This window comes from Pseudomonas sp. LBUM1661, from assembly GCF_059695925.1.
The window spans coordinates 5,580,627-5,603,090 of record NZ_CP166794.1; the positions used below are offsets into that span (position 1 = coordinate 5,580,627).

Annotated in this window: 20 protein-coding genes; 6 read left to right on the plus strand and 14 right to left on the minus strand. The window is 59.8% G+C overall.

Features of this window, described 5'->3' with window-relative positions:
- The first annotated feature begins 37 nt into the window (after positions 1–37).
- Positions 38–1,576: a glycerol-3-phosphate dehydrogenase gene (gene glpD, locus ACA057_RS25620; RefSeq protein ID WP_497343382.1), complete on the plus strand. Its 1,539-nt coding sequence runs from the start codon at positions 38–40 to the stop codon at positions 1,574–1,576.
- A 69-nt stretch (positions 1,577–1,645) separates the two neighbouring features.
- Here glpD and ACA057_RS25625 read toward each other — a convergent pair whose 3' ends face one another.
- From ACA057_RS25625 to ACA057_RS25635, 3 genes are all read right to left on the minus strand, one after another.
- The gene (locus tag ACA057_RS25625; protein WP_497343384.1) at positions 1,646–2,752 is read right to left on the minus strand and encodes an NADH:flavin oxidoreductase/NADH oxidase; all 1,107 of its coding nucleotides are present in this window, start codon (positions 2,750–2,752) and stop codon (positions 1,646–1,648) included.
- A 268-nt stretch (positions 2,753–3,020) separates the two neighbouring features.
- Positions 3,021–4,730, minus strand: coding sequence for a single-stranded-DNA-specific exonuclease RecJ (gene recJ, locus ACA057_RS25630; protein ID WP_497343386.1), 1,710 nt, complete (start codon positions 4,728–4,730; stop codon positions 3,021–3,023).
- Positions 4,731–4,796: 66 nt separating this feature from the next.
- Positions 4,797–5,339 carry a YaeQ family protein gene (locus tag ACA057_RS25635; protein WP_007897614.1) on the minus strand — a complete coding sequence of 181 codons (543 nt, stop codon included), beginning with the start codon at positions 5,337–5,339 and terminating at the stop codon, positions 4,797–4,799.
- 147 nt (positions 5,340–5,486) lie between these two features.
- On the opposite strand from ACA057_RS25635, the gene ACA057_RS25640 reads away from it, so the two are divergent.
- Both ACA057_RS25640 and ACA057_RS25645 read left to right on the plus strand, forming a co-directional pair.
- The gene (locus tag ACA057_RS25640) at positions 5,487–6,686 is read left to right on the plus strand and encodes a CaiB/BaiF CoA transferase family protein (RefSeq protein ID WP_497343388.1); all 1,200 of its coding nucleotides are present in this window, start codon (positions 5,487–5,489) and stop codon (positions 6,684–6,686) included.
- Positions 6,613–7,608, plus strand: a complete 996-nt coding sequence (locus tag ACA057_RS25645) for a TIGR02285 family protein (RefSeq protein WP_497343390.1) — start codon at positions 6,613–6,615, stop codon at positions 7,606–7,608. The genes ACA057_RS25640 and ACA057_RS25645 overlap by 74 nt, the downstream gene beginning before the upstream one ends.
- A 169-nt stretch (positions 7,609–7,777) precedes the next feature.
- On the opposite strand, the gene ACA057_RS25650 is transcribed toward ACA057_RS25645, so the two are convergent.
- The 11 genes from ACA057_RS25650 to ffh all read right to left on the minus strand — a co-directional run bounded on the left by ACA057_RS25650 (position 7,778) and on the right by ffh (position 18,367).
- Positions 7,778–8,065 (minus strand): DUF3509 domain-containing protein, encoded by a 288-nt coding sequence (locus ACA057_RS25650; RefSeq protein WP_497343392.1) that lies wholly within the window; start codon positions 8,063–8,065, stop codon positions 7,778–7,780.
- Between the two features lie 162 nt (positions 8,066–8,227).
- Positions 8,228–9,583: a transporter substrate-binding domain-containing protein gene (locus tag ACA057_RS25655; RefSeq protein ID WP_497343394.1), complete on the minus strand. Its 1,356-nt coding sequence runs from the start codon at positions 9,581–9,583 to the stop codon at positions 8,228–8,230.
- A gap of 147 nt (positions 9,584–9,730) precedes the next feature.
- Positions 9,731–11,140: a threonine synthase gene (gene thrC, locus ACA057_RS25660; protein ID WP_401363818.1), complete on the minus strand. Its 1,410-nt coding sequence runs from the start codon at positions 11,138–11,140 to the stop codon at positions 9,731–9,733.
- A gap of 66 nt (positions 11,141–11,206) precedes the next feature.
- On the minus strand, positions 11,207–12,511 hold the full coding sequence (locus tag ACA057_RS25665; protein ID WP_497343396.1) for a homoserine dehydrogenase: 1,305 nt from the start codon (positions 12,509–12,511) through the stop codon (positions 11,207–11,209).
- A 134-nt stretch (positions 12,512–12,645) separates the two neighbouring features.
- The gene (gene dsbC, locus ACA057_RS25670) at positions 12,646–13,377 is read right to left on the minus strand and encodes a bifunctional protein-disulfide isomerase/oxidoreductase DsbC (RefSeq protein ID WP_059406274.1); all 732 of its coding nucleotides are present in this window, start codon (positions 13,375–13,377) and stop codon (positions 12,646–12,648) included.
- Positions 13,378–13,634: 257 nt separating this feature from the next.
- The gene (gene xerD / locus ACA057_RS25675) at positions 13,635–14,531 is read right to left on the minus strand and encodes a site-specific tyrosine recombinase XerD (protein WP_497343399.1); all 897 of its coding nucleotides are present in this window, start codon (positions 14,529–14,531) and stop codon (positions 13,635–13,637) included.
- A 264-nt stretch (positions 14,532–14,795) separates the two neighbouring features.
- A complete protein-coding gene (gene rplS / locus ACA057_RS25680) occupies positions 14,796–15,146 on the minus strand; it encodes a 50S ribosomal protein L19 (RefSeq protein ID WP_003175895.1) in 351 nt (116 codons plus the stop codon).
- A 45-nt stretch (positions 15,147–15,191) separates the two neighbouring features.
- Entirely contained in the window at positions 15,192–15,965 is a 774-nt protein-coding gene (gene trmD / locus ACA057_RS25685; RefSeq protein WP_497343401.1) for a tRNA (guanosine(37)-N1)-methyltransferase TrmD, read from the minus strand.
- Complete coding sequence (rimM, locus tag ACA057_RS25690) at positions 15,947–16,483, minus strand: ribosome maturation factor RimM (protein ID WP_497343403.1); 537 nt, start codon at positions 16,481–16,483, stop codon at positions 15,947–15,949. Before rimM ends, trmD begins: the two co-directional genes overlap by 19 nt.
- Before the next feature lie 5 nt (positions 16,484–16,488).
- Positions 16,489–16,740, minus strand: coding sequence for a 30S ribosomal protein S16 (rpsP, locus tag ACA057_RS25695; protein WP_003198088.1), 252 nt, complete (start codon positions 16,738–16,740; stop codon positions 16,489–16,491).
- 250 nt (positions 16,741–16,990) lie between these two features.
- Positions 16,991–18,367 (minus strand): signal recognition particle protein, encoded by a 1,377-nt coding sequence (ffh, locus tag ACA057_RS25700; RefSeq protein ID WP_059406271.1) that lies wholly within the window; start codon positions 18,365–18,367, stop codon positions 16,991–16,993.
- Positions 18,368–18,577: 210 nt separating this feature from the next.
- Here ffh and ACA057_RS25705 point away from each other — a divergent pair, with 210 nt between their 5' ends.
- The 3 genes from ACA057_RS25705 (at position 18,578) to ACA057_RS25715 (ending at position 22,257) form a co-directional block, all read left to right on the plus strand.
- A complete protein-coding gene (locus ACA057_RS25705) occupies positions 18,578–19,390 on the plus strand; it encodes a cytochrome C assembly family protein (RefSeq protein WP_046053341.1) in 813 nt (270 codons plus the stop codon).
- A gap of 12 nt (positions 19,391–19,402) precedes the next feature.
- Positions 19,403–20,650 carry an HlyC/CorC family transporter gene (locus ACA057_RS25710; protein ID WP_497343406.1) on the plus strand — a complete coding sequence of 416 codons (1,248 nt, stop codon included), beginning with the start codon at positions 19,403–19,405 and terminating at the stop codon, positions 20,648–20,650.
- A 290-nt stretch (positions 20,651–20,940) separates the two neighbouring features.
- Positions 20,941–22,257: an MFS transporter gene (locus ACA057_RS25715; RefSeq protein WP_497343408.1), complete on the plus strand. Its 1,317-nt coding sequence runs from the start codon at positions 20,941–20,943 to the stop codon at positions 22,255–22,257.
- Positions 22,258–22,464: the final 207 nt, after the last annotated feature.

Sequence of the window (22,464 nt, forward strand, 5' to 3'; positions counted from 1 at the left end):
TCCAATACAGAAAATCAGAACAGCCCGAGGCCAGCCGATGCCCACTTCTACCTTGCCTACTCCCCCTCTCGCCGAGGTCTACGATATCGCCGTCATCGGTGGTGGGATCAATGGCGTGGGGATCGCAGCGGATGCCGCCGGACGCGGTCTCTCGGTGTTCCTTTGTGAAAAGGACGATCTGGCCAGCCACACCTCGTCAGCCAGCAGCAAGCTGATCCACGGTGGCCTGCGCTACCTGGAACATTACGAATTCCGCCTGGTGCGTGAAGCACTGGCCGAACGCGAAGTGCTGTTGGCCAAGGCGCCGCACATCGTCAAACAGATGCGTTTCGTACTGCCGCACCGCCCGCACCTGCGTCCGGCATGGATGATTCGCGCCGGTCTGTTCCTGTATGACCACCTCGGCAAACGGGAAAAACTCGAAGGGTCGAAAAGCCTCAAGTTCGGCCCGGACAGCCCGCTGAAAAGCGAAATCACCAAAGGCTTCGAATACTCCGACTGCTGGGTCGACGATGCTCGCCTGGTGGTGCTGAACGCCATGGCCGCCCGCGAGAAAGGCGCCCACGTTCACACCCAGACCCGTTGTGTCAGCGCTCGCCGCACCAAGGGTTTGTGGCACCTGCACCTGGAACGCGCCGATGGCAGCCTGTTTTCGATCCGCGCCAAGGCGCTGGTGAACGCGGCCGGGCCATGGGTCGCCAAGTTCATTCGTGACGACCTGAAGATGGAATCGCCTTATGGCATCCGCCTGATCCAGGGCAGCCACCTGATCGTGCCAAAACTGTACGAAGGCGAACACGCGCACATTCTGCAAAACGAAGATCAGCGCATCGTGTTCACCATTCCGTACCTGAACCACTTCACCCTGATCGGCACCACCGACCGCGAGTACACCGGCGATCCAGCGGCCGTGACAATCACCGAAGGCGAAACCGATTACCTGTTGAAAGTGGTCAACTCGCATTTCAAGAAACGCATCAGTCGCGACGATATCCTGCACAGCTATTCCGGTGTGCGTCCACTGTGCAACGACGAGTCCGACAACCCGTCGGCCGTTACCCGCGACTACACCCTGGCGCTGTCGGGCAGTGGTGAGGAAGCGCCGTTGCTGTCGGTGTTCGGCGGCAAACTGACCACCTACCGCAAACTGGCCGAGTCGGCGCTGGCGCAACTGGCGCCGTACTTCAAGGACATCAAGCTAAGCTGGACGGCCACCGCGACCCTGCCGGGCGGCGAAGACATGACGACTCCACAGGCACTGAGTTCGCTGATCCGCGACAAGTTCGACTGGGTGCCGGCCGAGATCGCGCGCCGCTGGTCCACCACCTACGGCAGCCGCACCTGGCGCATGCTCGAAGGCGTACAGAACCTCAGCGATCTGGGCGAACACATTGGCGGCGGTCTTTACACCCGCGAAGTCGATTACCTGTGCAGCGAAGAGTGGGCGACCACTGCGCACGACATTCTGTGGCGGCGCAGCAAGCTCGGCTTGTTCACCACCCCGGCAGAGCAGGACAAGCTCAAGGATTACCTGAACAAGGTCGAGCAAAACCGCAGCAAGATCGAAGCGGCCTGATCAATAAACCGCGTAAACGAAAAAGCCCCTGAATCCTACGATTCAGGGGCTTTTTCATGTCCAGTGACTTCAGTCGCGCAGATCCGACTCATGGATCGGCTGATCACGATGAGTGGCCCGTTGGTATTGTGCCGGCCAGATTGCCTTGTGCCCTCCCAGGTCATCATCGGCATGCAATGGCCAGTACGGATCACGCAATAGCTCGCGGGCGAGGAAGATGATGTCGGCCTGGCAGGTGCGCAAAATGTGTTCGGCCTGCGCCGGCTCGGTAATCATTCCTACCGTACCGGTGGCAATGCCTGACTCCTTGCGTACACGTTCGGCAAAGCGCGTCTGGTAACCCGGCCCGGTCGGAATTTCCGCGTTGGCCGCCGTACCGCCCGACGAGACGTCGATCAAATCCACGCCCAAGCCTTTCAGGCGGCGCGCCAGTTCCACGGTTTCATCGGGGTTCCAGCCGTCTTCCACCCAATCGGTGGCCGACACCCGCACAAACACCGGTAACTCCTCCGGCCAGACGGCCCGCACCGCTTCGGTGACTTGCAACACCAGCCGGATCCGGTTCTCGAACGAGCCGCCATATTGATCGCGGCGCTGATTGCTCAGTGGCGAAAGAAACTGGTGCAGCAGGTAGCCGTGGGCGGCGTGAATTTCGACCACCTTGAAGCCCGCCGTCAGCGAGCGTTTTGCCGCCTCGACAAAGGCCTGAATGACCTTGGCGATCTCCCCTTCATCGAGCTGTTTGGGCTGTGTGTGTTGCGGGTCGAAAGCAATCGGTGAAGGGCCGACCGGGACCCAGCCGCCATCATCAGGCTTGACGCTGCCATGCTTGCCCAGCCACGGGCGAAAGGTACTGGCCTTGCGCCCGGCGTGCGCCAACTGGATGCCGGCCACGGCGCCCTGGGCGGCGATGAAGCGGGTGATGCGTTGCAGCGGTTCGATCTGTTCGTCATTCCACAGGCCGAGGTCCTCGGCAGTGATGCGTCCGTCGGCGGTGACGGCCGTCGCTTCGGTAAACACCAGGCCAGCCCCGCCGACAGCGCGACTGCCGAGGTGGACCAGATGCCAGTCATTGGCCAGGCCATCGACGCTCGAGTACTGGCACATGGGTGACACGGCAATGCGGTTGAGCAGGGTCAATTGGCGCAGGGTATAGGGTTCAAGCAGCAGACTCATGGGGCACCTCTCGAATCAGTGGGCAGGCTCCAGGGTTCTGTTTGAAAAGTCGACGAGTGACAGGAAAAAGGTGCAGCACCCGCCCCCGCGGGCAAAAAATTGACAAGACGTCACAAGGATTATCAAGCAGTGCTTAGAGCCTAGTCGACATCGAGGGATGCGGGAGGGTTCCGAGGGATCGGGGGTCAGAAAGATCGCTATCGCGGGCAAGCCCGCTCCCACAAGGTTCGCGCAGATCCTGTAGGAGCGAGGCTCGCCCGCGAAGGGCTTAACGCGGTTCGATGTGAGCAATCATCAACTGAACAGTCTCATTCCCGCGAAACTCGTTCAGGTCGAGTTTATAGGCCAATTCGACCCATTTAATGGTCGGATTCGGCCAGATATCGCGGTCAATCCCAAAAGCGATGCCATCGAGCTTCACCGAGCCACATTCGCTTTTCAGCACCACTTTAAGGTGTCGTTCGCCGACAACGCGCTGCTCGACCAGTTGAAACACCCCATGGAACAGCGGCTCCGGAAAATGCTGCCCCCAAGGGCCGGCGTGACGCAAGGCACGCGCCAGTTCCAGGTGGAATTCCTCGACCGCCAGCGTGCCGTCCGACAGCAGACGCCCGGTCAGGTCTTCTTCGCGCAATTGCCTACGCACTTCAGCGTCAAAGGCCTCGGCGAACAATGGAAAATTCGCTTCTGGCAGCGTCAGGCCGGCGGCCATCGCATGACCGCCGTACTTGCTGATCAGGTTCGGATGCTGCGCCGCCACCACGCTCAACGCATCGCGAATATGAAAACCCTGGACCGAACGCCCTGAGCCCTTGAGCAAGCCATCTCCCGCATCGGCAAAGGCGATTGTCGGGCGAAAATAGCGCTCTTTCATACGCGATGCGAGGATCCCGATGACGCCCTGGTGCCACTCGGGATCGAACAGGCACAGCCCGAACGGCATCGACTCCACCGGCAAGTCCTTGAGCTGAGCCAGCGCCTCACGCTGCATGCCCTGCTCGATGGACTTGCGATCCTGGTTCATGCCGTCGAGCTGGGCCGCCATTTCACGCGCCATGCCCGCGTCTTCGGTGAGCAGGCATTCGATGCCCAGGCTCATGTCATCCAGACGCCCAGCCGCGTTCAGGCGTGGGCCGACAATGAAACCCAGGTCGGTGGAGGTGATACGCGCATGATCGCGTTTGGCGACTTCGAGAATCGCCTTGATCCCTGGGCGAGCGCGCCCGGCGCGGATCCGTTCCAGCCCTTGGTGCACCAGAATCCGGTTGTTGGCATCCAGCGGCACCACGTCGGCGACGCTGCCCAGGGCCACCAGATCCAGCAACTCACCGATGTTCGGCTGCGGCTTGCTCTCGTACCAGCCCAAGCTGCGCAATCGCGCGCGCAGCGCCATCAGCACATAGAAAATAACCCCGACACCGGCCAGCGCCTTGCTCGGAAACTCGCAACCTGGCTGGTTCGGGTTAACGATGGCATCGGCCAGCGGCAACTCGTCACCGGGCAAGTGGTGATCGGTGACCAGCACCTTCAGCCCGGCCTTCTTCGCCGCCGCCACGCCTTCGACACTGGAGATGCCGTTGTCCACGGTAATCAGCAACTGCGGCGTACGGGTCAGCGCCACTTCGACGATTTCCGGGGTCAGGCCATAGCCGTACTCGAAGCGGTTCGGCACCAGATAGTCGACGTGAGCCGCGCCCAACAGACGCAAGCCCAGCACGCCCACGGTACTGGCGGTCGCGCCATCGGCGTCGAAGTCGCCAACGATCAGAATCCGCTGCCGCTGCTCGAGGGCCGTCACCAACAGGTCCACGGCGGCATCGATGCCTTTGAGCTGCTCGTATGGAATCAGGCGCTTTAAGCTCTTATCCAGTTCAGCCTCGGTCTGCACCCCCCGCGCGGCGTACAAACGGGTCAACAGCGGTGGCAGATCACCAAGGAATGGCAGGGTGTCGGGCAGCAGGCGAGGTTCGATGCGCATGGGGTGAAAGGTGCTTCTCTTGAATACGTAGGATAAAACCGGAGAACGCGAAACAGCGGCGAATAATCAGCCGCGCTCGCCGCTCAACCACTGCAACTGGACTTCGTGCTGACCACGGTCGTCGGTGACGAAAATCGTCCCTTCGCTGATCATCACGTCCCACTTGATAACGCGGGGCATGTCTTTGGCCAGGGTTTCCAGGACTTCCTGCGGCACGGCAGCGATGTGTACGTTTTTCAGGTTCTTGATCGCCGGGATCACTTTGGTTTCCCAGACGCGCAGGCTGCCGTAGGCCAGCAGGCTGGTGCGCTCGGTGCGACGCGAGCACCAGGTCAGGCGATCGGCGTCCGGCTGGCCGACTTCGATCCAGTGCAGGACACGGTCATCCAGGCTCTTTTCCCACAGGGCAGGTTCGTCCACGTCTGACAGACCACGGCCGAACGACAACTGCTCGTTGTACCAGAAGGCGTAGGCCAGCAGCCGCACAGTCATGCGCTCTTCGGTTTCCGAAGGGTGACGGGCGATGGTCTGCTTCACGCTTTCGTAGACACTGCGGTCGAGGTCGGTGAGGTTCAGTTCAAACTTGTAGGTCGTGGACGGCTGGGCCATGAACGGGCTTCTTGATACGAGGAAAGGCGGCAAGTCTAACCGATGCCGCAGGCAATCAACGAATAGAAGGCGATCAACTTTGGGCGACTGACGGTCGGCTATGCTAAAACTCCGCCTTCGCTCAATATTTGTCCTACAGGATCCAGCATGCCGTTCAACGCCAAACCACTCTCAGGTCTGAAAGTCATTGAATTGGGTACGTTGATCGCCGGGCCGTTTGCCTCGCGCATCTGCGGTGAGTTCGGTGCCGACGTGATCAAGGTCGAATCCCCGGACGGCGGTGATCCGCTGCGCAAATGGCGCAAGTTGTATGAAGGCACCTCGTTGTGGTGGTTCGTCCAGGCGCGCAACAAGAAGTCCCTGACCCTGAACCTGAAACACCCGGACGGCCTGGCGATTCTGAAAAAACTGCTCAGCGAAGCGGACATCCTGATCGAGAACTTTCGCCCCGGCGTTCTGGAAAAACTCGGCCTGGGCTGGGACGTCTTGCACGCACTGAATCCGAAACTGGTGATGGTGCGTCTTTCCGGCTTCGGTCAGACCGGGCCAATGAAGGATCAGCCAGGTTTTGGCGCGGTCGGTGAGTCCATGGGCGGCTTGCGCTACATCACCGGGTTTGAGGACCGACCACCGGTGCGCACCGGGATTTCCATCGGCGACTCGATTGCCGCGCTGTGGGGCGTGATCGGCGCGCTGATGGCCCTGCGTCATCGTGAGGTCAACGGCGGCCAGGGCCAAGTGGTGGACGTGGCGCTGTACGAAGCGATCTTCGCCATGATGGAAAGCATGGTCCCGGAGTTCGACGTGTTCGGTTTCATTCGCGAACGCACCGGTAACATCATGCCCGGCATCACGCCCTCTTCGATCCACACCAGCGCCGACGGTAAACACGTGCAGATCGGCGCGAATGGCGATGCGATCTTCAAGCGTTTCATGTTGATCATCGGGCGTGAAGACCTGGCCAATGACCCGGTACTGGCCAGCAACGACGGACGCGATAGCCGTCGCGACGAGATTTACGGGGTCATTGATCGCTGGGTCAATTCACTGCCGCTGGACACGATCATCGAACGGCTGAATCAGGCCGACGTACCCGCCAGCCGGATCTTCAGCGCCGAAGACATGTTCAGCGATCCACAGTACCTGGCCCGGGAAATGTTCTTGAAAGCCAAGTTGCCGGACGGCAAAGATTTCAAGATGCCGGGAATCGTGCCGAAACTCTCAGAGACACCTGGCACTTCGGAATGGGTCGGGCCGCAGTTGGGCGAACACAATGCGCAGGTACTCCACGATCTTGGTTACGACTTGGAACAGATCGCAAAGCTGCGTGAAGACGGCGCCATCTAAGCTGAGGCGCTTGATCGCGCGGCCCTTCAACCTCTGCCTGACGTGCAGCGGACGAACAGCGTGCGCGTTGGCGATTTCCCTTTGCCTCGCCGGCCAGGCACCGTCAACGTTGGCGCAATCGAAGGAAAACCTGGTTTGGCTGAAGCGGGATCTACCGCCGCTGTTTATTTTTGAAGGGCCGAAAAAGGGCTTGGGCGTCATCGATCAACTGTTGCCGACGCTAATCGCCGGCATGCCTCAGTACCAACACAGCGTGATCAAGGTCAATCGTGCTCGCGGGTTGCAAATGCTCCACGAGCCCTCCCTCACGTGCGATGCGGCGCTGAACTGGAGCAAGGAACGCGAACGCTGGATCGCGTTTTCCATCCCGGTCTTTCGCGCCATGAGCAACGGCCTGGCCGTGCGGCGTATTGATCGGGAGGTCCTGGCGCCTTTCATCAAGGAGGGAGAGGTGGACCTTGCGGCCTTGTTGGCCACTGGGAGTGTGACCCTGGGCATTATTGCCGAACGCAACTACGGCGAGTTTCTCGACTCGCAACTCAAGCAAGCGCCACCCAAAGCGCTGACGCTTCACTACGGCAACAACGCGTTGGGCAGCCTGTTGCAAATGCAACGCCTGGGACGCTTGCAGCTGCTATTGGGGTATCGTTCGGAAATTCGCTACCAGGCCCAGCAGCAAGGCATCGCGGAAGATGAGCTGCAGTTCTATCCGATTCGCGGCACGGGCAAATACCTGTCGGGCTACATCGGCTGCACCGATACACCTCAGGGCCGACAGGCGATCATCGAGATCAATCAACTGTTGCGCACCCTGCCCCGTGATCATTTGAGCGAGGCTTACGCCGCGTGGCTCGACCCGGAAAGTCGCAGCGAGTACCTGCAAGCGGCCAAGGAATTTTTCGAGCATCAGGCCGGGCAATGACAAATCGCAGGCAAAAGAAACCCCGAGAAGTGGGGAGACGACTCGGGGTTAAACGTGGCCTACATAAAGGCCAGTAGCAGCAAGCTACAAGCACCGGAGCACAATGCTTGATCCTGCTGTTACAGAGTCTGACGACCTTGGCGCAGGAAGGTTCCCACAAAACGACAATTCAATTACGGCTGGCCAGGATCTTGTCCTGGGCAGCGTTGCGCAACGCCGCGATAACGCAGGGTTCCAGACGTCCTTCGGCAATCAGTACGTCGCGGTGCAAACCGTCGACCACATCTGTCAGCAGACGCTTATCGGTCAACTGGACCTGATTGAACTCCCGTTCGACCACGATAGTGCCGGTCGAACTCTTCAGTGTCACCAGGCATTCACCATGGGCCCCCGACGGGGTCAACGTAACCTGATACGGGCTCAGAGCCTCACCGAGCAATAGACTGATACTTTCCATCTCGATCACCACTCAATAGTCCGAAAACAAAGTGCCTGGGGCATGTCTACCTTAAATGACCACTGGCCCGAGAAGAAAGTTCTGGTTACCGACTGCAGACAACCCGGCGTCTCTGGTCGATTGAGCATGCACGGCAAAGATGACAGAGAAAAAACAGTCGCCTCACCTCGGCGTCGTGCGCTTGCCGATATCGGTCCAACCGCCCAGCAGCCCGCGCAATTGCCCATCGGCACTGTAAAACGGCACCGTCCACTGGTAGATATCCCTGACGCCGCTGTTGAACAGCAATTGACGTTCACTGAAACGGCCCTTGCGCGTGCCAAGCTGAGCGATGAACTCTGCATGCAACAGCTCAGCGGTCTCTTTGGGTAAGACATCGAGTTCGATCAGCTGCCGTCCCTGGACCTGTTCGAAGCGGGTCGACAAGCCCTCTTCATAACTTTTGTTGCACATGATCAAACGTGCTTGCAGATCACGGACAAACATCGGATCGGGCATGGCGTCCATCAACGCCTGCTGAAACGCCAGTTGATCGCGCAGGCCTTTTTCGGCGTCCAGGCGCTGTTGAATCAGCGTCGCGAGTCGACGGCTCCACAGCAGGGAAATCAGCCCGAAGAGGCTGGCGGCCAACACACCCCAGCACCACCACTGTGTCATCCGCTGCCAAGCGGTGGGCGTTGAAGCCGGGGCAATTCCGTTGAGCCATTTCAGGCGAAGGGCGCGCAATTCGGCCGGTGGAAAAGCCTCAAGCGCCTTGTTGAGGATGCTCAGCAATTGCGGCTGGCCTTTACGCACCGTCAAGTAATCAGGGTCCCACTTTCCCTCCAACGTATGCCCTATCTGGAGCTGCCCGGAGGGATAGAGGTGCGCACCGATTTCGTTCTCGATGGTGGCGTAGGCCTCGCCGCTCTCGACCAGCGCCCGGGCCTCGGCGTAGGTTTTGACCGCGCGCAACTCAATGGCCGGATGGTCACGGCGAATCACCGCTTCGAGTGCATGCCTGGCGGGCAGCACCAACACGCGTTTCGACAGCTGTTTCAGCGAGTGCAGCACCGGCTCCCCTGCCCGCCCGACAAACACCCAGCCCGCGCCACCGAAGGCATGACTGTAATCCAGGAACACCTTGCGCTCGTCATTCATGGCCAGCGTCGTGTTCATGTCCGCCGAGCCATTCTCCAGACGCCCGAGCATTTGCTCGGTGGAAAATGTCTCCTCATGCACGAACCGTAATCCGGTCATGGCACTGATGCGCATGAGCACATCGTTGTTCAAGCCGCTCCACTGCCCCTGCTCATCCTTGAACAAATACCGCGGATACTGCGTCGACACGACAATCACTCGCGGGTGCTCGGCGATCCATTTCAGCTCCTGCGCATTGAGTTCGATCACCGGGCTGCCCACGGAGACCTTGGGCTCGTAAATCGCCAATTGCGAGGCTACCGCCCAGTGAGCAAGGCTCATGGCGCCGAGCAAAAACATCCAGCACACGGCTGGCCTTGATCCTTTGAAAAACTGCATTGCCACTTCCTTGTGATCGACTGGCGCGCCCTTCAACAGCGGCGCGTCATCGACAGCACTCCATGAACATGAATGCGCCAAGTGTGGCATGCACACATGAAAAAGCCCGTCAGGAGACGGGCTTCAAAATGTGACAGCGTTTACCGGTTACAGAGGCTTGCCACGGTTGCCATGCTGGCTGACAAAGGCCTGCACGGCTTTCAGGTCATTCGGCAACACGGTGCAACGCTCATCTCGCTCAAACAAATCAGAAAGATGTGCAGGCAGTTCAAGCGCTTTTCCTACGCCTGCTTTTTCCACGGCGTCCGGGAATTTGACCGGGTGCGCCGTGCCCAGGATCACCATTGGAATATCCAGGCTACGACGGCACTCACGCGCGGCCTTCACCCCGATGGCGGTGTGCGGGTCCAGCAACTCGCCTGTCTGCTCGTAGACTTCGGCAATGGTTTCGCAGGTTTGTGCGTCATCCACGGCCAGGGAGTCGAACAGTTTGCGTGCTTCGGTCCAGCGTTCCTCTTCGACGCTGAAACCCCCACCCTGCTTGAAGGTGTCCATCAGGCCGGCAATCGCCGCGCCGTTGCGACCGTGCAGGTCGAACAGCAAGCGTTCGAAGTTCGACGAGACCATGATGTCCATCGACGGCGACAGCGTGGCGTGCAGGGTTTCCTTGACGTACTGATTGCCGCTCATGAAGCGGTGCAGGATGTCGTTGCGGTTGGTGGCGACGATCAACTGGTTGATCGGCAGGCCCATGTTGCGCGCCAGGTAACCGGCGAAGATGTCGCCGAAGTTGCCGGTCGGCACCGAGAACGACACCGAACGCGCCGGGCCGCCCAACTGCAGGGCTGCGTGGAAGTAGTAGACGATCTGGGCCATGATCCGCGCCCAGTTGATCGAGTTCACCGCCACCAGGCGCGTGCCCTTGAGGAAGCTCTGGTCGGCGAAGCTCGCCTTGACCATTTCCTGGCAGTCATCGAAGTTGCCTTCGATGGCGATGTTATGGATGTTCTCGCCGAAAATCGTGGTCATCTGGCGACGCTGCACTTCGGACACGCGGTTGTGCGGGTGCAGGATGAAGATGTCGACGTTTTCGCAGTGCTTGCAGCCTTCGATAGCGGCCGAACCGGTGTCACCGGAGGTGGCGCCGACGATCACCACGCGCTCGCCGCGCTTTTCCAGCACGTAGTCGAGCAAACGACCGAGCAGTTGCAGGGCGAAGTCCTTGAACGCCAGGGTCGGGCCGTGGAACAGCTCCAGCACCCATTCGTTACCGTTCAGCTGACGCAACGGCGCCACGGCGTTGTGCGAGAACACGCCATAGGTTTCTTCGAGAATCTTTTTGAAATCGGCATCAGGGATGCTGCCGGTCACGAACGGGCGCATCACCCGGAAGGCCAGCTCGTGATACGGCAGGCCGGCCCAGGATGCGATTTCTTCCTGGGTGAAACGAGGCAGGTTTTCCGGCACGTACAGGCCGCCGTCAGTGGCCAGACCGGCCAGCAGGACGTCTTCGAAATTCAGGGCCGGTGCCTGGCCGCGGGTACTGATATAACGCATGACTGGCTCCAATAGACTGTGTTCGCAATCCCGGGCCCGCTCACGGTCCCGGTGAACAAAAACGACTTAGATCAAATGCTCGACACGGATCCGTACGACCGGACCGACCACGCCAGCCAAGGCTTCCAGGGCGGCGATCGCGTCGTTCATGCGCTGCTCCAGCACACGGTGCGTCAACAGAATCATCGGCACCAGGCCATCGTGTTCTTCGACTTCCTTCTGCATGATCGATTCGATGTTGATGCCGCGCTCCGACAGAATGCTTGCCACCTGGGCCAACACGCCCGGATGGTCCTTGGCCTGAATGCGCAGGTAGTAGGAGCTTTCGCAGGCTTCGATCGGCAGGATCGGGTGAGCCGACAGCGAGTCCGGCTGGAAGGCCAGGTGCGGTACGCGGTTTTCCGGGTCGGAGGTCATGGCGCGAACCACGTCCACCAGGTCGGCGATCACCGACGAAGCCGTCGGCTCCATGCCGGCGCCGGCGCCGTAGAACAGGGTCGAACCGGCAGCGTCACCGTTGACCATCACCGCGTTCATCACGCCGTTGACGTTGGCCAGCAGGCGATCCGCCGGGATCAGCGTCGGGTGCACGCGCAACTCTATGCCCGCCGCCGTGCTGCGCGCCACGCCGAGGTGCTTGATGCGATAGCCCAGCGCTTCGGCGTAGTTCACGTCAGCGGTGGTCAGCTTGGTGATGCCTTCGGTGTAAGCCTTGTCGAATTGCAGCGGGATGCCGAACGCGATGGACGCGAGGATCGTCAGCTTGTGGGCGGCGTCGATGCCTTCGACGTCGAACGTCGGATCGGCTTCGGCGTAACCCAGGGCTTGCGCCTCGGCGAGTACGTCTTCGAACGTCCGGCCCTTCTCGCGCATTTCGGTAAGGATGAAGTTACCGGTGCCGTTGATGATGCCGGCCACCCAGTTGATGCGGTTGGCGGACAGGCCTTCGCGGATCGCCTTGATCACCGGAATGCCACCGGCCACGGCCGCTTCGAACGCGACGATCACGCCCTTCTCGCGAGCCTTGGCGAAAATTTCGTTACCGTGAACGGCAATCAGTGCCTTGTTCGCGGTGACCACATGCTTGCCATTCTCGATGGCCTTGAGTACCAGCTCACGGGCAACGGTGTAGCCGCCCACCAGCTCTATAACGATGTCGATCTCTGGGTTCGTGGCCACTTCGAACACATCGTTGGTAATCGCAATACCGGTCGTTTGGAACTGAGGCTTTGGCGTGCGCGTGGCAATTTGTGCCACTTCGATTCCACGCCCGGCACGACGAGCAATTTCCTCGGCGTTGCGCTGAAGTACGTTGAAGGTACCGCCACCGACGGTTCCTAACCCACAGATGCCTACTTTGACCGGTTTCACTGTGAACTCCCCATAAAACGGCCGACTCAAGGCCGGCCGTGAAAACAACCGCAGACTCGCGGTTCTCTATTAATGGCCCGGCACCTGTTGCCGCCGGACCACGATCGTCAATGGCTGACCGTGACGATGCGAATTTACTTCGCGCCCAGCGCCAGTTTGGCGACTTGTGGCGCAGGCTGGTAGCCCGGAATGACCTGGCCGTCAGCCAAAACGATGGCCGGCGTGCCGTTTACGCCGATCGACTGGCCAAGGGCAAACTGTTTCGAAACCGGGTTATCGCACTTGGCGGCCTTGATTTCCTTGCCGTCGACCATTTTGTCCATGGCGGCTTTCTTGTCTTTCGAGCACCACACCGCTTGCAGTTGTTCGTCACCCGGCGAGCCAAGGCCCTGACGCGGGAACGCCACGTAACGCACTTCGATGCCGCGCTTGTTCAGCTCCGGCACTTCGGCGTGCAGCTTGTGGCAATACGGGCAGGTGGTGTCGGTGAACACGGTGATGTGCGATTTGGTTTCGCCGATCGCCGGGTAGACGACGGTTTCAGCCACCGGTATTTCGTTGACCAGTTTGGAAATGCCCAGGCGCTCGGTCTTCTCGGTCAGGTTGACCGGTTTGCCGTCCTTGAGCTGGAACATGTAGCCCTGCACCACGTATTGGCCGTCGGCGCTGGCATAGAGCACGCGGCTGCCCTTGAGTTTGACTTCGTACAGACCTGGCAGCGGGCTGGCGGTGATGGTTTCTACCGGAACGTCGAGCTGGAGGTTTTCCAGGCTTTTTCGAATGGCTTTGTCGGCCGCGTCATCGGCGACGGCAAAGGTGCTGACCAACGCAATGGCTGCGGCGGCGAAAATCTGGGTCAGACGCATGAGAACTCCTGAAGGCGGACAAATGGGACGATCAGAACGCCCGTGCCGAAACACCGGGTCATAATCGCCCATCGTGCAAACCGGCAAAGCCTACCACATAAGGCTCCCATGGCCGAATGCACCTGTCGCAAGACATTTTGGGCCCCTGTAGGAGCGAGCCTGCTCGCGATGGACTCCATACCGCCACGGGGAATCAGACTGCCCGCGTTATCGTTGACGACCATCGCGAGCAGGCTCGCTCCTACAGGGAGGGTGTATCAGCCGCGCGGGTGGTGTTTGGCGTGCAGGTCTTGCAGGCGTGCGCGGGCTACGTGGGTGTAGATCTGCGTGGTCGACAGATCGCTGTGGCCAAGGAGCATTTGCACCACCCGCAGGTCGGCGCCATGGTTGAGCAAGTGCGTGGCGAAGGCGTGGCGCAAGGTGTGCGGCGACAGCGACTTGCCGATCCCCGCCACCTTGGCCTGGTGCTTGATCCGGTGCCAGAAGGTCTGCCGGGTCATCTGCTCGCCACGCTGGCTGGGGAACATCACATCGCTGGGGCGGCCGCCAAGCAGTTCGTCACGGCCATCACGCATGTAGCGCTCGACCCAGACAATCGCCTCCTCACCCATCGGCACCAGCCGCTCCTTGCTGCCCTTGCCCATCACTCGCAACACGCCCTGACGCAGATTGACCTGCTCCAGTGTCAGGCTGATCAGCTCCGTCACCCGCAAACCGCAGGCGTACAGCACTTCAAGCATGGCGCGATCCCGCTGACCGATGGCGTCGCTCAAGTCCGGTGCCGCTAACAGGGCTTCAACGTCGGCTTCCGACAAGGATTTAGGCAATGGCCTGCCGAGCTGCGGCATATCCACACGCAAGGTCGGATCGACAGCGATCAGCTTTTCCCGCAGCAAGTAGCGATAGAAGCCACGTACGCCAGAAAGAAATCGCGCGGTGGAACGGGGTTTGTAGTTTTGCTCCAGGCGCCAGGCCAGGTGATCGAGGATCAACTCGCGCCCGGCGTTGATCAACTCCAGGCCCTTTTCCTGTAGCCAGCCGTTAAACAGGGCCAGGTCGCTGCGATAGGCATCGCGGGTGTTATCGGAAAGGCCTTTCTCCAGCCACAGGGCGTCGAGGAATTGGTCTATCAGTGGGTGGTCGATGGCGGGCATAAAGGCTCAAGTAGCTGGAAAACTGACAGTAAGTCTTTCATAGCCGGCGATGGCTTCACAGAGCCCGTTGGCATTGTGGTGATGGATAGATCGATTCGCGGGCAAGCCTCCGCTCCTACAGGATTAAATCGTTCTTCGATTCTGTAGGAGCGAGGCTTGCCCGCGAACGGCACAACGCGGTCCGGTGCCAGGCACGGCACCCATAAATCGCAGGCAACAAAAAAGCAGCCCGTAGGCTGCTTTTTTCTGCATCGGAAGCTGGACTTAAGCCAGTTTTTCCTTGATGCGAGCTGCTTTACCGGACAGGTCACGCAGGTAGTACAGCTTGGCTTTACGTACGTCACCGCGACGTTTAACGGCCATGCTGTCGATTTGCGGGCTGTAGGTCTGGAAAGTACGCTCTACGCCAACACCGTTGGAGATTTTGCGAACGGTGAATGCACTGTTTACGCCGCGGTTACGCTTGGCGATAACAACACCTTCGAACGCTTGCAGACGCGAACGGTCGCCTTCCTTCACTTTCACCTGAACGACAATGGTGTCGCCCGGGGCAAAGGTAGGGATCTCTTTGGTCATCTGCTCTGCTTCGAGTGCAAGGATGATTTTGTTAGTCATGCTGTGCTCCTAAGGTAAATCGTCGGATCTACCATCGATACGTTGTTAACTATCGTCCCGCTCGCGGATGTATTCCTCGAGCAGCTTCTTCTCTTCTCCAGAAAGCGAGCGGCTTTCCAGAAGATCGGCGCGTCGTTCAAAGGTCCTACCAAGGGACTGCTGTAAACGCCAACGCCGGATGTGCGCGTGATTGCCACTTAGCAATACGTCGGGAACACGCTGATCCGCATACACCTCCGGTCGGGTGTAGTGCGGGCAATCCAGCAAACCATCCGTAAAGGAATCTTCCTCGGCGGAGTCCGCATGCCCTAAAGCTCCAGGCAGCAGTCGTGTAACCGCATCGATCAGGACCATCGCCGGCAGCTCGCCGCCAGACAGTACATAGTCGCCAATCGACCACTCTTCATCGACATGAGCTTCAATAAAACGCTCGTCAATGCCTTCATAGCGGCCGGCAATCAGGATCAATGCATCCGAATTCGCCAACTCGCGTACCGCCGACTGAGTCAGTTGACGGCCTTGGGGGGACAGGTAAATCACCTTCGCCGCCTCCCCGGCTGCTGCCTTGGCCTGAACCAGAGCATCTTCCAGGGGCTTGATCTTCATCACCATGCCCGGACCACCGCCAAATGGGCGATCATCCACAGTGTGATGTCGATCCGTCGTGTAGTCTCGCGGATTCCAACAGGTGAGCTGCAAGAGCCCCTGTTTCACCGCACGACTGGTGATGCCGTACTCGCTGATGGCGGAGAACATCTCGGGAAACAAACTGATCACTTCTACGCGCAAATTAGCCACGTTTAGAAGTCCGCATCCCATTCCACCTTCATCTCGCCTGCGGCAAGGTCGACGGCCAACACGCATTGCTCCGTATAGGGCAACAGGCGTTCGCGATCATCCAGGCTGCCAGCGCAAGGCTTGACCACCATGACATCATTGGCGCCGGTTTCCAGAAGATGATCGATTTTCCCGAGCATTTGCCCGAGTTGATCAATGACCTTCAGACCTTCCAGCTGGTACCAGTAGTACTCGCCATCGGTCAATTCAGGGAACAGGTTGCGTGGCACGCAGATCTCATAACCGGCCAGAAGACGAGCTTCTTCACGATCATCGAGACCCTTGAGCTTCGCGACCAGGAACTTGTCGTTCCCGCGTCCGCTGACCAGCTCAACCTGCTTTACGCTGCCTTCGCGCTTGAGCGTCCAGGTTTTGTATTGCAAGAGGTTTTCAGTCGGATCCGTAAAGGAATACACCTTCACTTCGCCGCGAACGCCATGAACAGAATAAATTTTGCCGATAACGATCAAATCATCAGCAACAGCTGGCGTCGCGTTCATATTGCTCAGGCCGCAGCCTTAGCAGATTCCTTCAACAACTGAGCAACACGCTCAGAAGGTTGTGCACCAACGCTCAGCCAGTAGGCTACGCGCTCTTGGTTCACGGACAGACGAACTTCTTGACCACGAGCAACAGGGTTGAAGAAACCAACCTGTTCCTTGTGCGAACCGTCGCGCGGGTTGCGGCTGTCGGTTACGGTCAAGTGGTAAAACGGGCGCTTTTTGGAGCCGCCAAGGGCAAGACGGATTGTTAGCATGTGAACATCGTTCCTGTAGTCGGTGCTGCAAATCTAAAGGCACAGCGGGCATAGGTGCCCGAAAGGCCGCATATTCTAAGGAATATCCGGACTTTTGCAAATGTCTTTTTCCGACGGTCTTTCGGCCGCCATCAAGATTTGCTATAGAGCCGTCGTTGAAAACGGCCAGTCAGCTCCCGCCAAGTGCGGGTTTGCTGGAGATCCCACTTCCGTGTGGGGCAGCGCAAGAGCAAGCCCTTGCGCGAATTCTTTACATCTTAGGCATGCCGCCGCCGGGCAACATACCGCCCATGCCGCGCATCATTTTGGCCATTCCGCCTTTCGCGGAGAACTTCTTCATCATCTTCTGCATCTGCTTGTGTTGCTTGATCAAGCGACCGATGTCCTGCACCTGAGTGCCCGAACCCATGGCGATCCGGCGTTTGCGCGAACCGCTGATCATCTCAGGGTCGCGGCGCTCGGCCGGGGTCATGGAATTGATGATGGCTTCCATCTGCTTGAATTGCTTCTCTGCCGCGTTCTGGGCATTGCCCATCTGCGCCAGGTTCACGCCGCCCATGTTCGGCAGTTTGTCCATGAGGCCGCCGAGGCCGCCCATGTTCTTCATTTGTTGCAGCTGATCGCGGAAGTCTTCGAGGTCGAAGCCCTTGCCCTTCTTCAGCTTCTTGGCCAGTTTGTCGGCCTTGTCCTTGTCGAGGGTCTGTTCGGCCTGCTCGATCAGGCTGAGCACGTCGCCCATGCCGAGGATGCGCGACGCAATACGCTCAGGATGGAACGGCTCGAGCGCTTCGCTCTTCTCGCCCATACCGATGAACTTGATTGGCTTGCCAGTGATGGCGCGCACCGACAGCGCGGCACCGCCACGGGCGTCGCCGTCGACCTTGGTCAGGATCACACCGGTCAGCGGCAGTGCATCGCCAAAGGCCTTGGCCGTGTTGGCGGCGTCCTGGCCTGTCATGGCGTCGACCACGAACAGCGTTTCGACCGGGTTGATCGCGGCGTGCAGGGCCTTGATCTCGCCCATCATCTCTTCATCGATGTGCAGGCGACCGGCGGTATCGACGATCACTACGTCGATGAACTTCAGTTTTGCTTCTTTAATAGCCGCTTGCGCGATGTCGACCGGCTTCTGGCTCAGGTCGGACGGGAAGAAGGTCACGCCGACTTCACCAGCGAGCATTTCCAGCTGCTTGATCGCCGCCGGACGGTAAACGTCCGCGGACACGACCATGACCGACTTCTTCTTGCGCTCCTTAAGGAAGCGCGCAAGTTTACCGGCGGTGGTGGTTTTACCAGCGCCCTGCAAACCGGCCATCAGCACGACGGCTGGCGGAACGGCGCTCAGGTTCAAGTCTTCGTTGGCCGCGCCCATCAGGCTTTCGAGTTCGGCCTGGACGATCTTCACGAAGGCCTGGCCCGGCGTCAGGCTGCGCGACACCTCGGTGCCGACGGCGCGTTCCTTGACCGAATTGACGAAGTCCTTGACCACCGGCAGGGCGACGTCGGCTTCGAGCAACGCCATGCGCACTTCACGCAGGGTGTCTTTGATGTTGTCCTCGGTCAGCTTGGCCTTGCCGGTGACATGGCGCAGCGTCTGCGAGAGACGGTCGGTTAAGTTTTCAAACATTGCGCGATCCTTTCAGGCCCTGTGTAGACCGGGATAATGGCGGCCCAGACCGGAATAAACATGTGCTCGGCGAGCCTGCGGCGTGGGCAGGTCGCGGATTATAGCGAAGACTGCGCCCGGCGGACACCTCGCCGTCAGGTTGCATGGTCTTTCGTGCGATGTGGGTTCTATGCCAAACTCAGCGCCTTTCGGGCTTGCCTAACAGGATTTATGCTCCCCTTGTCACCCAGCTTGCTTACTACCCTCGCCGCCGCCTGCTTATATGCCGCTGCGACTCTCTATCAGGGCACTCGTCTGGCCACTGGCGCCAAGGCGAACAAACGCCTGCTGGTCACGCTCGGCGTGCTGGCCGTGCTGGCTCACAGTGCCAGTCTGTTTACCCATCTGCTGACGCCGATTGGCCTGGGCCTGGATTTTTTCAGCGCTGCCAGCCTGATCGCCGCCGCGGTCATTGCCTTGACCCTGCTGGCCTGCTCGCGGATTCCGGTGGAAAACCTGCTGATATTGCTCTTCCCGCTGGGCGCCGCGACCGTGTTGCTCGCGCAGTTCGCCCCCGCCGGCACCGTGCAGATCATCGACGAAGAGCCGGGCATTCTCGCGCACATCCTGTTGTCGATCCTCGCCTACGGCATGTTCACCATTGCGGTGTTCCAGGCGTTGCTGCTGCTGGTGCAAGACCATCAACTCAAGCACAAACACCCGTCCGGGCTGATCAAGAATTTCCCGCCGCTGCAAACCATGGAGAGCCTGCTGTTCGGCTTTCTCTGGGCCGGCTGGACCTTGCTGTCGCTGTCGCTGATCTCCGGCTGGCTGTTCGTCGACAACCTGTTTGCCCAGCACCTGGTGCACAAGACCTTGCTGGCGTGCCTGGCCTGGATCGTCTTCAGCGTCCTGCTCTGGGGGCGTAACCGCCTCGGCTGGCGCGGACACAAGGCGATTCGCTGGACCCTGGCCGGTTTCTGCCTGCTGATGCTTGCGTATTTCGGCAGCAAACTGGTTCGCGAATACATCCTGCACATCTGACGGGCGGCATTAATGGACGACTTGCCCATAGGGCCGATGTTCGCAGTCATGGCCCTGCTGATTTTATGGTCGGGGCTGTTTACCGCCATCGAAGCGGCGCAGCAGCATTTGCTGGCCAAACGCACCGCTTCGCGTTCAAGCGACAAACCCGTGGCGAAGCTGAGTTTTGCGCTCAACAGCCTGATCCTCTGCAATACGCTGTGCCGCGCACTGGTGGTGGTCATCAGCACCTTGCTGGCGATTTTTACCTGGGCCGAAAACGGTCCCTGGATCGCTTGCATCGGGGCTGGCGCCATTTTGCTGGTGTTTGCCGACTACCTGCCGCGCACCCTGGCCGTGCGCTATCCGGATGCGATCCTGGCCCTGGGCAACACCTTGCTCCGCGTGCCGCTGAAAATCCTCTACCCCGCCGCGTGGCTGCTCAATGGCATCAGCCTGTTGCTGATGCGGCCGTTCGCCCGCAAGGCCAAAGTAGTGCAACGCAGCGAAGACGAGGCAGCGACGGATCGACACGAAGATCACGAACCAGCCATCCGCCGCCCTCACCCGCTGTCGGGCATCCACGCGCTGGACAACATCACGGTCAACGACATTCTGGTGCCGCGCAGTGACGTCGACGGGATCAACCTCGACGACTCGCTCCCGGAGATCATCGAACAACTGCGCCACAACAAACGCACGCGCCTGCCGGTGTTCCACAGCGACATCAACCAGGTCGAAGCGGTGCTCAACACTCGGCAGATTCGTCACTTGCTGGCCGATGGGAGCCTGACCCTGGAAGCCTTGCTGGCTGCCAGCCACGAACCCTACTTCGTGCCGGAAAGCACGCCGTTGCAGCTGCAATTGCTGAACTTCCACAAACAGCAGCGGCGCCTGGGCATGGTGGTCGACGAGTACGGCGAAGTGCTGGGCATCGTGACCCTGGAAGACATTCTCGAAGAAATCGTCGGCGAGTTCGAAAGCCAGCACAGCCTGGATAACCCGCATATCCATCCACAGGCCGACGGGCGATTGGTGATCGAGGGCGCCGCGTCCATCCGCGACCTGAACAAGAGCCTCGGCTGGCACCTGCCCAGCGACGGCCCGAAAACCCTCAACGGCCTGGTGACCGAGGCGCTGGAAACCATTCCGGAAAGCGCGGTGTGCCTGAAGATCGGGCGTTATCGGCTGGAGATTATGGAGACCGAAGACAATCGGGTCACCCGGGTGTTGATCTGGCATAACAGCACCGTCCCGGCCATCAATACACCGATCCTGTAGCAGCCGCCGAACGCAGGCTTCGCCAGCTGCTACAAAATCAGCGTCGAGACGAAAATGTTGCCTCTTGTTCGATCGATAGCCGCCTTCCTATAATCGGGTCGCTTACCCAAGCCCCGCCGGACCACGTGCTTACCCCGCACACAACAGATTCCGGCCAGACCATCGGACGTATCCGCATCACACCGACGACTGTTCCTACCTTGAACAGCGACCGCGCCTCAACCCACATCCCAGGGTATTCGACCATAATAAATCGCTCAAACGGGCACATGACTGTCAGGGATAACTGCATGACGACCAGTACGATCTATACCGAAACCACGCCTGCACAACCGACGAACTCCGCCACGCGCGTGGCCACCGCGAGTTTCATCGGCACCGCCATCGAGTTTTACGATTTCTACGTCTACGCCACTGCGGCAGCGCTGGTGATCGGTCCGGTGTTCTTTCCGCAGACCTCCGGCACTGCACAGATGCTGTCGGCGTTCCTCACTTTCGGCATCGCCTTCCTCGCCCGCCCGCTGGGTTCGGCACTGTTCGGCCACTTTGGTGACCGGATCGGCCGCAAGTCGACCCTGGTCGCTTCTCTATTGCTGATGGGCGTGTGCACCACGCTGATCGGCGTGCTGCCGGGTTACGACAGCATCGGGGCCTGGGCGCCGATCCTGTTGTGTGTGCTGCGCTTCGGCCAAGGCCTTGGATTGGGTGGTGAATGGGGCGGCGCGGCGTTGCTGGCGACCGAGAACGCGCCCAAGGGTAAACGCGCCTGGTTTGGCATGTTTCCGCAACTTGGCCCTTCTATCGGCTTTCTCGCGGCCAACGGCTTGTTCCTGACCCTGGCGATGACACTGGACGACGAGCAGTTCCGTTCGTGGGGCTGGCGGATTCCGTTCCTGCTCAGTGCCGCGCTGGTAATGGTGGGCCTGTACGTACGTCTTAAGCTCCACGAAACCCCGGTGTTCGCCAACGCCATGGCCCGCCAGGAACGGGTGAAAATCCCGCTGGTCGAGCTGTTCAGCCAATACTGGGCGCCGATGCTGCTGGGTGCGGGCTCGATGGTGGTGTGCTACGCGCTGTTCTACATCTCAACCGTGTTTTCGCTGAGTTATGGCGTATCAACCCTGGGCTACACCCGCGAGACTTTCCTCGCACTGCTGTGCTTCGCCGTCCTGTTCATGGCCGCCGCCACACCGCTGTCGGCCTGGGCCAGTGACCGTTATGGGCGCAAACCGGTGCTGATTATCGGTGGCGTGCTGGCGATTCTGTCCGGGTTCCTGATGGAACCGCTGCTGACCCAAGGTTCGACTTGGGGCGTGGCGCTGTTCCTGTGCATCGAACTGTTTCTGATGGGCGTGACGTTTGCGCCGATGGGTGCGCTGCTGCCGGAGCTGTTTCCGACCCACGTTCGGTATACCGGCGCCTCGGCGGCCTACAACCTGGGCGGCATTGTCGGGGCCTCGGCGGCGCCGTTCTTCGCGCAGAAACTGGTGGCGATGGGTGGTTTGAGTTATGTCGGCGGGTATGTGTCGGGGGCGGCGGTGCTGAGTTTGATCGCGGTGCTGTGCCTGAAGGAAACGCGTCATAACGATTTGAATCGGATCGCCTGATAGATTGCCTTCGCGGGCAAGCCCGCGCCCACAGGTTATTGGTCGATATCAATCCTGTGGGAGCCGGGCTTGCCCGCGATGACGTCCTGACAGACATAACTGCCCTCAACCTGTCGCAATTTTTCGCCCTCCCGCTGTCACCTCGCTCTACGCGCATCGGAACATCCCCGCTATACTTGCCGGCTTTTCCTGAATAAATGCCAATAG